The 12519-nt window shown below is 65.1% G+C and carries 7 protein-coding genes; 6 read left to right on the forward strand and 1 reads right to left on the reverse strand.

The genetic code is table 11. The annotated features are described in order from the left end of the window. Positions 1–295 precede the first annotated feature (295 nt). The 6 genes from ppx to lpxH all read left to right on the forward strand — a co-directional run bounded on the left by ppx (position 296) and on the right by lpxH (position 10960). Positions 296–1822 carry an exopolyphosphatase gene (gene ppx / locus AC1DJN_RS02075; RefSeq protein WP_478038702.1) on the forward strand — a complete coding sequence of 509 codons (1527 nt, stop codon included), beginning with the start codon at positions 296–298 and terminating at the stop codon, positions 1820–1822. Positions 1823–2138: 316 nt separating this feature from the next. Next, positions 2139–5108: a TonB-dependent receptor domain-containing protein gene (locus AC1DJN_RS02080; RefSeq protein WP_333622808.1), complete on the forward strand. Its 2970-nt coding sequence runs from the start codon at positions 2139–2141 to the stop codon at positions 5106–5108. A gap of 330 nt (positions 5109–5438) precedes the next feature. Then, positions 5439–8363, forward strand: a complete 2925-nt coding sequence (locus AC1DJN_RS02085; RefSeq protein WP_478038704.1) for a TonB-dependent receptor domain-containing protein — start codon at positions 5439–5441, stop codon at positions 8361–8363. A 167-nt stretch (positions 8364–8530) separates the two neighbouring features. Then, complete coding sequence (locus AC1DJN_RS02090) at positions 8531–9676, forward strand: glycosyltransferase family 4 protein (protein WP_478038706.1); 1146 nt, start codon at positions 8531–8533, stop codon at positions 9674–9676. Further along, positions 9657–10196 carry a phosphatase PAP2 family protein gene (locus AC1DJN_RS02095; protein ID WP_025878111.1) on the forward strand — a complete coding sequence of 180 codons (540 nt, stop codon included), beginning with the start codon at positions 9657–9659 and terminating at the stop codon, positions 10194–10196. The genes AC1DJN_RS02090 and AC1DJN_RS02095 overlap by 20 nt, the downstream gene beginning before the upstream one ends. A 17-nt stretch (positions 10197–10213) precedes the next feature. Continuing rightward, complete coding sequence (gene lpxH / locus AC1DJN_RS02100; RefSeq protein ID WP_025878109.1) at positions 10214–10960, forward strand: UDP-2,3-diacylglucosamine diphosphatase; 747 nt, start codon at positions 10214–10216, stop codon at positions 10958–10960. Between the two features lie 87 nt (positions 10961–11047). Here lpxH and AC1DJN_RS02105 read toward each other — a convergent pair whose 3' ends face one another. Then, positions 11048–12301, reverse strand: coding sequence for a zinc-dependent metalloprotease (locus AC1DJN_RS02105; protein ID WP_478038708.1), 1254 nt, complete (start codon positions 12299–12301; stop codon positions 11048–11050). Positions 12302–12519: the final 218 nt, after the last annotated feature.

Below are 12519 nucleotides of genomic sequence, written 5' to 3' on the forward strand. Positions count from 1 at the left end.
GGGTGAGGGCGCTTTGCTTGCGAAGCACTGCTTCGCAAGCGCCCGAACGCACAGCCGCCAGCGGCTGGGCCGGTCTGGGGGTTTACGGCGTCCCCCGCAACCGGACCCACCCCGCCATCCCACAGGAAGCCAGCTGTTGCCGTTGCTGTTGCTGTTGCTGTTACGTTGAGGTTGCCGGCCAGCAGTCGGCACTACCGCTTCGGCGGGTGCAGGGCGCAGCCCTGCCGCACTCCCCCTCCAAAATGTGAAGGCCGCGCGGTGACGAGTTCACCGCCCCTTCGGCTAACATTCGCCCATGCCGCATACCACCACGACTCCGCCCGCATTGCAGGATGGCGACCTGCTGGCCGCCATCGACCTTGGCTCCAATAGTTTCCACATGGTCATCGCGCGTTACACGCTTGGCCAGCTGCGGGTGATCGACCGCCTGCGCGAAACCGTGCGCATGGCCGACGGCCTGGACGGCAAGGGCGGACTCTCCGCAGCAGCGCGACAGCGCGCGCTGGAGTGCCTGGCCCGCTTCGGCCAGCGCATCCGCAACGTCCCGCCGCATCGCGTGCGTGCTCTGGCCACCAACACCGTGCGCCAGCTGCGCTCGCCGCAGGCGTTCCTGATGCCGGCCGAAACCGCGCTCGGGCACGCCATCGAAGTGGTCAGTGGCCGCGAGGAAGCGCGCCTGATCTACCTGGGCGTGGCCCATGCGCAACCGCCCAAGCCCGACCAGCATCGCCTGGTGATCGACATCGGCGGCGGCTCTACCGAGTTCATCATCGGCAAGGGCATGYAGACCCTGGAGCGCGAGAGCCTGCAGGCCGGTTGCATCGCCAGCACCCGTCGCTTCTTCCCGGGCGGCAAACTCAGCAAGAAGCGCTGGAAGGACGCACTGGCCGAGATTGGCCGGGAGTTCCAGCCATTCGCCAGCAAATACCGCGCGCTGGGCTGGCAGGAAGCACTGGGGTCGTCTGGTACCCACAAGGCCATCAGCGAAATCTGCGCGACGATGAAGCTGAGCAAGGGTGCGATCACCGCCGAGGCGTTGCCGCAGCTCCGCGATGAGCTGCTGAAGGCCAAGAAGATCGACGACATCGTGCTGCCTGGCCTGTCCAGCGATCGCCGCCCGATCATCGCCGGCGGCATCCTGGTGCTGGAGGCCGCCTTCCAAGCGCTGGGCCTGCAGAAGCTGCTGGTCAGCAAGGCCGCGATGCGCGAGGGCATCCTCTATGACATCCTTGGCCGTGCCGGCGACAACGACCCGCGCGATGAATCGGTGGCCGCCCTCACCCATCGCTATGGCATCGACACGGTGCAGGCCGGCCGCGTTCAGGACACCGCACTGTCGTTGCTGGAGCAGGTGCAGGAGCGCTGGAAGCTGGATGCCGATGACGCACGCATGCTCGGCTGGGCCGCACGCCTGCATGAGCTGGGGCTGATGATCGCCCACAGCGGTTACCACGTGCATGGCAGCTACGTGCTGGAAAACTCGGATATCGCCGGCTTCTCGCGGCAGGAACAGCAGATGCTGGCGACGCTGGTGCGCAATCACCGCCGCGGCATCAGCAAGACCGCCTTCGATGCCATTCCCGAACGCCTGCTGCTGACCGCACGGCGCCTGGCTRCCCTGCTGCGCCTGGCGGTCCTGCTCAACCGCGCGCATGAGGACGCACCGCTGCCGGTGCTGGAACTGACTGCCGACGACAGCCGCCTGTCGCTGATCGTGCCGCAGGACTTCATCGATGCGCGCCCGCTGCTGCGCGCCGACCTGATCGGCGAGACCGAGGGCATCGCTGGACTCGGCATCCAGTTCCGTCCGTTYGTGGTCTGAGCAGGGCGACGGGACGCCGTCCGATCGCTGACCGGCGCCCGATTACATTTCGTTACAGTTCGCGCAATCGACCGCCAATTTCTGCTGCAACGCAGCAGTTGGCGGAGACGGTATGCGCCTCGTCCTGACGTAAACCCCTGCTTTTGTTCACGTTTGGTGAAAGCGTGTGATGCGTAATGACACAAACCGACACGCGCTTTTTACAGAGCATTAACCAACGAGACTACTATCGGGTCATCGGCTCGGTCATGGACCTGCCGATTCCTTCGACGCCCGTTTTGGCGTCCTTTGCACGACCCGAGAGAGAGAGCTCGTCATGACTTCACGCACCACCGCACTGGGGCAGGCCATCCGCTACGCCCTGGCAACCACCGCGACGCTGGCTGCGCTGCCGGCGTTCGCCCAGAGCAGCAGCACCGCTTCGCCGACCAACCTGGACCGCATCGAGATCACCGGTTCCCGTATCCGCCAGGTGGACGTTGAAACGGCGCAGCCGGTGCTGGCCCTGAGCCGTACCGATATCGAACGCCAGGGCTTCAGCTCCGTTGCCGACATCCTGCAGAACGTGACCGCGATGGGCAGCCCGGCGATCAGCCGCGCAAACGCGCTGAGCTCGGGCGAAAACACCGGCGGCACCTACATCGACATGCGCAACCTGGGCGCGCAGCGCACCCTGGTGCTGGTCAACGGCAAGCGTCTGGGCATCAGCACCTCGGGCCTGCAGGACGTGTCCTCGCTGCCGGTGTCGGCGGTAGAGCGTATCGAAGTGCTGAAGGATGGCGCTTCGGCCATCTACGGTTCCGATGCGATGGCCGGCGTGGTCAACATCATCACCCGTTCCAACGTCAACGGCGTGACCGCCAACGTCTACCACGGCCAGTACAGCGAAGGTGACGGCGCACGCGATCGTTTCGACGTAGTGGGTGGCTGGAGCAACGACCGCGTGTCGCTGACGCTTGCGCTGGAACACTCCGAAGAAAAGAGCGTGTGGGCACGCGACCGCTGGTTCAGCAAGTACGGTACCAGCGACCACAACCCCAATGACCCCTCCAACTGGACCACGCTGAGCCAGTACGGCCAGATCACCGGCCTGAAGGGTCGCCCGGGCTGCACCGATACCAGGCTGGGCTGCGGCTACTCGCTCAACCGCGGTGCCGACCCGACCAACCCGGCCAATTACCACCTGACCGATGCGACGCCGTTCACCGGTGACGTCAGCAATGCCAACGACCAGATGCACGTCATGTACCCGATCAAGCGTGATTCGGTGTACTTCGATGGCCGCTTCAAGCTGACCGATGACATCAACCTGCGCACGGAGTTCGGCTACAACAAGCGTTCTTCCGAGCGCCAGATCGCCGGCTACCCGACCCAGTCCAGCTCGGTGTCGATTCCCAACGACCCGAACGCCACTGGCCAGATGTCCAGGGACAGCTACTTCAACCCGTTCGGCAGCCAGCACGGCTACGCCAACCCGACTGCAGTGTCCTGGAACCGCCGCACCTGGGAAGTGCCGCGCGTGAGCACCAGCGAACTGAAGACCTATCGTGCGGTGGTGTCGCTGGATGGCACCTTCGAGATCGGCCAGCGCTACTTCGACTGGGACGTGGGCTACCAGTACAACCGCAACGAGCTGACCGCCACCGCCACCGGCAACCTGCACAAGAAGCGCGTGCGTGATGCCGTGGGCCCGTCGTTCCTCGACCCGACCACCGGCAAGGTGATGTGCGGCCGCCAGGGCGCGGTCATCGATGGCTGCAAGCCGTGGAACCCGCTGGTGCCGTATGGCAAGAATGACCCGAATGGCCTGACCGGCAACGAAGAGCTGCTGTCCTGGCTGTTCCCGGCCGAAAAAACCACCGGCCGCACCACCACCAAGAACGCGTTCGCCAATCTGTCGGGCAGCATCATGACCCTGCCGGCCGGCGACCTGGGCTTTGCCTTCGGCGTCGAAAGCCGCAAGGAAGATGGCCAGTACACGCCTGACGCGCTGGCCCAGACCGGTGCCACCACCAACCTGGCCGCTGGTCCGACCGGTGGCAGCTACACCGTGAAGGAAGCGTACCTGGAGCTCAACGTGCCGATCCTGGCCGACCTGCCGGGCGCCAAGGAACTGAGCTTCAGCGCCGCAACGCGTTTCTCCGAGTACAACACCTTCGGCAACACCCTCAACAGCAAGTTCGGCTTCAAGTGGAAGCCGATCGACCAGCTGCTGGTCCGCGGCACCTGGGCCGAAGGTTTCCGTGCACCGACCATCAGTGACCTGTACGGTGGCGGTTCGGAAACCTTCGCCCAGTTCAGCGACCCGTGCGACACCGTGTTCGGCGCTTCCAGGAACAGTGCTGAAGTCCGCGCACGTTGCGCTCGCGACATCGCCGACGCCGGCAACTTCCGTCAGCTGCGGCAGGGCAATACGCCGGTGACCACCGCGCAGGACGCAACGCCGACGCCGTTCGTGTCCGGTTCCAACCCGCAGCTGACCCCGGAAACCTCGACCAGCAAGACGCTGGGCCTGGTGTGGAGCCCGACCTTCGTCAGCAACCTCAACGTTGCGCTGGACTGGTGGAAGATCCGCATTGACAACACCATTGTCGATGACAGCCCGAACCAGATCCTCACCGACTGCTACGAGCAGGGTATCGAAGCGCGTTGCGGCCGCTTCACCCGTGATGCGGCCACCGGCATCGTCACTGGCCTGAAGTTCGGCAACCGCAACGCCGGCTTCGCCGAGACCGAAGGCTACGACCTGGATGTCAGCTACCGCGTGGATACCAGCTACGGCAAGCTGAGCGCTGGCTGGACCAGCACCTACGTCAGCAAGAACGTGTACCGTTCGACCAACGATACCGGCGTGGTTCCCACCCCGATCAACGGCGTGGCCAACACCATCGGCACCAGCACCAGCCTGGCCTTCCGGGTGCGTTCGAACCTGGTGCTGGGTTGGGATATCGGTGACTTCGGCGTCAGCTGGACCGCGCGTTACTACTCCGGCGTGAAGGAGCGTTGCCTCAACGCCACCCGCTACGCGGATGAGTGCTCCGATCCGGGCTTCACCGCACCGTGGATCAAGGGCACCCGCGATTACAACCAGCGTGGTGCGGTCACCTTCCACGACGTGCAGTTCCGTTACAACCTGCCGTGGGATGCCACCGTGTCGGTTGGCGCCAACAACGTGTTCGGCAAGGAAGGCCCGGTGATGTACAGCAAGCCGAATTCGTCGTTCTCCTACTACGGTGGCTACGACATCGGTCGTTTCATGTACATGAAGTACCAGCAGCGCTTCTGATCCACGCGCTGTCGTAACACCACGACCACGGCCCTTCGGGGCCGTGGTTTTTTTATGCCCGCGCAGGTTGTCGCCATCTACATCGCTCTTGACGCTTCCAATCCAGCACGCGAGCCCGGGCACTCCATAAGCCGGAGCACACCATGACCTGGCAATCGATTGATTCGATTCCGCTTTGTACAAAAGCGTCATCGCCGATCCAGGCGTTCTCCTCGCGTTCCTCTACTCCTCTCTACGGGCCTTCACTAGGTTTGAACGTCCACCGCCCGCGGTGGAACTGGCGCAGCCCTGCTTGGCCGCGCACCGATGATTTGGAAGAGAGAGAGAGCCATGACCATCCGTATTCCCGAACTTGGGTTGGCGATCCGTCGCGCGCTGACGATGACCGCAACCACCGCATTGGCCGTTCCTGCATTCGCCCAGCATTCGRCTGAAACCACCACCCTGGACCGCATCGAAATCACTGGCTCGCGCATCCGCCAAGTCGATCTGGAAACCGCGCAGCCCGTGCTGACCATCAGCCGCGCTGACATCGAGCGGCAGGGTTTCAATTCCGTCGCCGACATCCTGCAGAACCTGAGCGCGACCGGCAGCCCGGCACTGAGCCGCGCCAGCCCGCTCAGCGCTGGCGAAACCGCCGGTGGCAGTTACGTGGACATGCGCGGCCTGGGTGCGCAGCGCACGCTGGTACTGATCAATGGCAAACGCCTGGGCATGACCACCAGTGGGTATCAGGACGTCTCCAGCATTCCTGCCGCTGCCGTGGAGCGCATGGAAGTTCTGAAGGATGGCGCATCGGCCATCTACGGTTCCGACGCGATGGCCGGCGTGGTCAACATCATCACCCGCCGCAACGTCGAGGGCGTGACCGCCAGCGTCTACCATGGCCAGTTCAGCGAAGGCGATGGTGCCCGCACCCAGTACGACGTGGTTGCAGGCTGGTCGAATGAACGCGCCTCGATCAGCCTCGCCGCCGAGCACGTCGAAGAAAAGGGCGTGTGGGCGAAGGACCGAGGCTTCAGTGCCTACACCTATACCGACCGTCATCCCGACGATGGTTGGACTACGGTCGGCCAGTGGGGCCGCATTACCGGCTTCAAGGGCCCGGGCTGCAGCAACAGCCGTGGCTGCAGCTATTCGCTCGACCGTGGCAGTCAGCCGGGCGGGCCGGACAGCTTCCATCTCAGCGACAACACGCCATTCACCGGTGACGTCAGCAACAGCAACGAGCAGATGCACCTGCAGACACCGATCAAGCGTGACTCGATCTTCGTTGACGCCCGCGTGGATCTGAACGACCAGGTCCGCTTCAACACCCAGCTGGCCTACAACCAACGCACCACCAAGCGCCAGGTCGCCGGCTACCCGTTCCAGTCCGGCGCAGCCGGCATCACGCCGATGTCCGCCGACAGCTGGTTCAACCCGTTCGGCAGCCATCACGGCTACGAAACGCCCAGCGACGTGCACTGGAACCGCCGTACCTGGGAGATTCCGCGCGTCAGTACCAGCGAACTGACCTCCTGGCAGGGCGTGGCGGCGTTCGATGGCAGCTTCGCGTTCGGCGGTCGCGATTTCGACTGGGAAGCCGGCTACCAGTACAACCGCAGCGAACTGACCCAACGCGCCACCGGCAACCTGCACAAGCAACGCGTCGCCGATGCCACCGGGCCGTCCTTCCACAATCCGGCAACCGGCAAGGTCGAGTGCGGTACACCGGATGCACCGATCGCCGGGTGCAGACCCTGGAACCCGCTGGTGCCCTATGGCCAGGATGATCCCTATGGCCTGACCGGAAACCCGGAACTGCAGGACTGGTTGTTCCCGGAGGAACTCAGCCGCGGCCGCACGACAACCCGCAACCTGTTCGCCAGCCTCAGTGGCAGCCTCGCCACGCTGCCGGCCGGCGAACTGGGCTTCGCGGTGGGTGCGGAGAGCCGCCGCGAGGATGGCCGCTTCATCCCCGATGCGCTGGCACAGACCGGTGCCACCACCAACCTGGCCGCAGGCCCCACCGGCGGTGGCTACCGTGTAGACGAGGCCTACCTGGAGCTGAGCGTGCCGGTGCTTCGCGACCTTGCAGGTGCGCGCGAGCTGAGCCTGAGCGCCGCCACCCGATACTCGGACTACACCACCTTCGGCGGCACCCTCAACAGCAAGTTCGGCTTCACCTGGAAACCGATCGACCAGTTGCTGGTCCGCGGCACCTGGGCCCAAGGGTTCCGCGCGCCGACCATCTCCAATCTGTATGGCGGTGGTTCTGAGACCTTCACCACCGGCTTCCGTGATCCCTGCGACACCGTCTACGGTGCAGCTGCCAGCAGCCCGGAGGTGCGTGCACGCTGCGCCGCCGACATCGCCAACGCCGACAGCTACCGCCAGCTCGGCCAAGGCAACGAGCCGATCACTGGCAGCAGCGGGCAGACGCCGCGGCCCTTCACCAACGGATCCAACCCCGACCTGCAGCCGGAGACCTCGACCAGCCGCACACTAGGCCTGGTCTGGAGCCCCACGTTCGCCGAAGGACTGAACATCGCGCTGGACTGGTGGAAGATCCGCATCGAGAACACCATCGTCGCAGACCATCCCAACAACATCCTCCGCGACTGCTACGAGTTGGGCATCACCGAACGTTGCGACAGTTTCACCCGTGATCCTGAACTGGGCATCGTCGACAAGCTCAGCTACGGCAACCGCAACAGCGGGTTCCGCCAGGCCGAGGGCTATGATCTGGAAATCGGCCACCGGATCGAAACCGGCTGGGGCACGCTGCGCGCCGACTGGAAGACCACCTATGTGGTTGCCGCCGAGGAACGGACCACCAACGAGGCGGATGTGCCGCCGATTCCCAGCAATGGCATCGCCACCAACGGAGGCATCGGCTTCCGGGTCCGCTCCAACGCGTCGCTGGGCTGGGAGCATGGCAATGTCGGGCTCACCTGGAGCCTGCGTTACTTCTCCGCAGTCAAGGAACGCTGCCTGGACGCAAGCAGCCATCCGGACGAATGTTCCCATCCGGACCAGCGCGCGCCCTGGTACAGCGGCARCCGCGATTACAACCGACGCGGATCAGTCACGTTCCATGATGTCCAGGCGCGTTACAACCTGCCTTGGAGCGCCACCGTTTCAATCGGCGCCAACAATGTGTTCGCCCGCCGGGGCCCGATCCTGTACAGCCAGCCAAGTTCCAACTTCTCCTACTACGGCGGCTTTGACATCGGTCGTTTCATCTACATGAAGTACACCCAGCGCTTCTGATCCACGCGCTGTCGCAACACCACGACCACGGCCCTTCGGGGCCGTGGCTTTTTTTGTGCCGCTGAGCTGCGCAGGCACCGCCTCGCCCGGTCGTCATCGCGTTGTCGCAAAGCGGTCATGTCGGCTACATCGCCAGGCCCGAGCATGCGTAAAACCGGAGGCCCGCCATGCGCTATGCCATCGTCACCGAAACCTACCCGCCGGAGATCAACGGCGTCGCACTGACCGTGCAGGGCCTGGAGCAGGGATTGCGCGCCGCCGGCCACGAGGTCGACCTGATCCGTCCGCGACAGGTCAGCGAAGCACTGGATGCGGCGCCGGGCACCCTGCTGGTACCGGGCGCGGCCTTGCCGCGCTACCCCGGCCTGCGCTTCGGCCTGCCGGCACCGATCCGGCTGGGCCGGCACTGGCGACAGCAACGCCCCGATGCGGTCTACGTGGCGACCGAAGGTCCGCTGGGCTGGTCGGCACTACGCACCGCGCGCCGCCTCGGCATTCCGGTGGCTACCGGATTCCACACCCGCTTCGACGAATACCTGCCCGACTATGGCGTGGCGTGGCTGCAGTCGGCGGCAATGCGCTGGATGCGCCGTTTCCACAACCAGGCCGACGCGACCCTGGTGCCCACCCGCGAACTGCAGGAATTCCTGAGCGACCAGGGCTTCGAGCGCGTGCGCCTGCTCGCCCGTGCGGTCGACAGCCAGCAGTTCGACCCGTCACGCCGCGACCCGGCATTGCGCGAGGAATGGGGTRTCGATGGCACGGGCCTGGCGGCRATCTACGTTGGCCGCATCGCCGCCGAAAAGAACCTCGGCCTGGCGGTGAAGGCCTTCCGCAAGCTACAGCAGGTGCGCCCGAAAGCGCGTTTCATCTGGGTCGGCGATGGCCCGGCGCGCGAGAAACTGGCGCATGAGAATCCCGATTTCATCTTCTGCGGCATCCAGCGCGGCGATGCCCTGGCCCGACACTTCGCCAGTGGCGATCTGTTCCTGTTCCCCAGCCGCAGCGAGACCTTCGGCAACGTGACCCTGGAAAGCATGGCAAGCGGCCTGGCCACGGTCGCTTTCGACTACGGCGCGGCCCGCGAGTACCTGCGCAACGGCGAGAACGGTGCCGCAGTGGATGACGACGAGCAGTTCGTGCAGGCAGCGGTGCAACTGGCTGCCGATGATGCCCAGCGCCGCGGGTTGGGTGGCAACGCGGCACGGGCGATGAAGCGGCTGCACCCGCAGCAGGTGGTGGCGGAGTTCGAAAGCCTGCTGGCGGAACTGGCCAGCGCGCGGAGGAGCGGACATGCGCACCACGCCGCTTGAGCTGCTGGCCGGTCGCGAAGCCCGGTTGTGCCGCCGCGCCAACCACTACTGCCGACGTCGCCGCGTGCGGCGCGTCTTTTCGATCATCAGCCGGCTCGGCGATGGCGTGTTCTGGTATGTGCTGATGGGCGCGCTGGTGCTCATCGATGGCTTCGACGGCCTGCGCGCATCAGTGCACATGGCCGCCACCGGCTTGGCCGCGCTGCTGCTGTACAAGGGCCTGAAACGCTGGACCCGGCGGCCACGGCCGTACGCGGCCGACCTGCGTATCCGTGCCTGGGTGGCGCCGCTGGATGAGTTCAGTTTCCCGTCCGGCCATACCCTGCACGCGGTGTCGTTCACCATCGTCGCGCTGGCCTACTATCCTTGGCTGGCGCCGCTGCTGGTGCCGTTCACCTTCGGCGTGGGCCTGTCGCGCGTAGTGCTGGGCCTGCACTACCCAAGCGACGTTCTGGCTGCCACCGGCATCGCTGCACTGCTGGCCTCGGCCAGCCTGGCCTGGCTGCCGTTGCCGGTGTGATGCCCTAGAATGTCCGCATGACCACGCTGTTCATCTCCGATCTGCATCTGGACCCCAGCCGTCCGGCCATCACCGACCTGTTCCTGCGCTTCCTGCGCGAGGAAGCGCCTGGCGCCGATGCGCTGTACATCCTCGGCGATCTGTTCGAAGCCTGGATCGGCGATGACACCCCCTCGGCCGCAGCCGACGCGGTGGCCGATGCGCTGAAGGTACTGTCCGACAGCGGCGTGCCGGTCTTCTTCATCCGCGGCAACCGTGACTTCCTGCTGGGCGAAGACTATGCCCGCCGCGCCGGCCTGCGCATCCTGCCGGACCCGTGCATGATCGAGCTGTACGGCCGCCCGGTGCTGCTGCAGCACGGTGACCTGCTGTGCACCGATGACATCCCCTACCAGCAGTTCCGTGCCCAGACCCGCGACCCGGTCTTCCAGGCGCAGTTCCTGTCGCAGCCGCTGGAAGCGCGTATCGCCTTCGCGCAGAAGGCGCGTGATGCCAGCCAGGCGCGCCAGTCGGAAATGAAGCAGGGCGACCGTGCGCAGTTCGAAACGGTCACCGACGTGGCCCCGGCCGAAGTGGAAGCCACTTACGTGCGCCACGGCGTGGACACGATGATCCATGGCCACACCCATCGCCCGGCGATCCACACCCTGCAGGCCGGCGGACGCAGCTGCACCCGCATCGTGCTGGGCGATTGGTACGAACAGGGTTCGGTGCTGCGCGTGGATGCCAACGGCTGGACCCTGGATACGCTCAGCCGCGCATGATGGATCACAGGATGCCAACCAAGGTTGGCATCTACCAGAGCAGGTGCACGCGCCCTGGTAGACGCCGACCCTGGTCGGCGCTTGGACTCAGCGGAAGGCCGCGATGGTGGCCTTGGTATTGACCAGCACGCGCTGGTTGTCGGCACTGCTGGCGATGCCCATCGGCACGCCGTTGTAGCTGATGTTCGGATTGGACCAGTAGTTCAGCCGCGGGCAGCCGGCCGAGCAGTCATAGGCCATGATCGTGCGCCAGCGCGATCCGCTGGCCGGCTCATAACGATAGCCATGGCCATAGGCATACGGCGACGTGCTCGGATCACTGGCGATGTCGTGCCGTGCGCTCTGCAGGTGGCCGATTTCATGGGCGAACGAGTAATAGCCGGTGGCGCAATCCCAGTACACCGCAGCAAACGCGGTCGATGCGGTGGAACCGATGCCCGACGCCAGTCCGCAGTAACTGGTGTTGTTGATCAGCAATACGCCTACGTCGGCGGCGGTGTTGTTGCGGCTGGTGTGGATGCTGTCCATGTAGCCGTCGCTGGTGCCACGGAAGCGCGACAGGTCGGTGGTGAAATTGCCGGACTCGGTGTAGTTGGTGGTTTCATAACCGGCCAGCTGCAGGGTGAGGCCTACGTTGCTGTTGGTGTAACCCTGGTTGGATTCGGCAACCGCCAACTGCACCAGCGACTGCATGTTGCCACCGTAGGCGGTCACTGCAGCGTTGGTTGCCACCACCAGCACGCGGATGGTCGCCGGGCTGCCTGAGGAGGCCTGCGCAGTGCCGAGGCGATCATTGGCAGGCATGGCGATCTTCGRCAACTGGTTGTAGTCGGCCGGATGATCGGCCGGCATCCGCGATTCATCCACCTCGACCAGCACGTGGCGATTGCCCAGCGGACGCAGACGATAGAGTTTGCCGTCCTTGCGGATCGAGCCGGTGAGGGTATTGCCCGAGCGCACCAGGATCAGCGAATTGCCCGGATCGTCCTGGCCATTGGACGTGGCCGCCTGCAGGCGATCGGACGGCGCGCGCAACTGGCCGTACCAGATGCTGCCACCATCGGGCAGCGCCTCGACCTTGCTGCGAACGGCCTGCACCTTCTGCCCAAGCAGCTCGAATTCCAGCTGCGGCTGCGCGGTGGCGGCAGCATCGACACGCACTTCCTGTACGGCGGCGGTGGACGGGGTGGCCAGCAATCGCCCCAGTGCCGGCTCGCTGGTGGCCGATGCACGGCTGAGCACGGTGACCGGCTCGAACAGCGGCGCCGCATTGGCGGCCGCCGCTACCGACAATCCCAACAACAGACCACCTGTCGCTTTACCTATCGATCTGGACATCATCTTGTCGCTCCTTGAAGTGAAGTGGACAGCGTTGATGCAGCACGACCCGGGGTGCCGGGTCCGGCCATCAGGCCTGCGCAGGGCGTGTGAATTCAATAGACGAGAGGAATGGAAATCGCGATCTGTGATCGACCGCATCTGCGTTCAGTCAGGTCAAAAGCGTCAGTACACTTCGCCAACACACGGCTTTCGCGCTACCGTGACGTGGCCACGACAGG

The organism is Stenotrophomonas sp. 05L414_2, from assembly GCF_056397905.1.

Bases quoted from the DNA above. Each gene is read 5' to 3' on its own strand.
- AC1DJN_RS02080 (WP_333622808.1), top strand. From the start codon at position 2,139: ATGACTTCACGCACCACCGCACTGGGGCAGGCCATCCGCTACGCCCTG.
- AC1DJN_RS02095 (WP_025878111.1), top strand. From the start codon at position 9,657: ATGCGCACCACGCCGCTTGAGCTGCTGGCCGGTCGCGAAGCCCGGTTG.
- lpxH (WP_025878109.1), top strand. From the start codon at position 10,214: ATGACCACGCTGTTCATCTCCGATCTGCATCTGGACCCCAGCCGTCCG.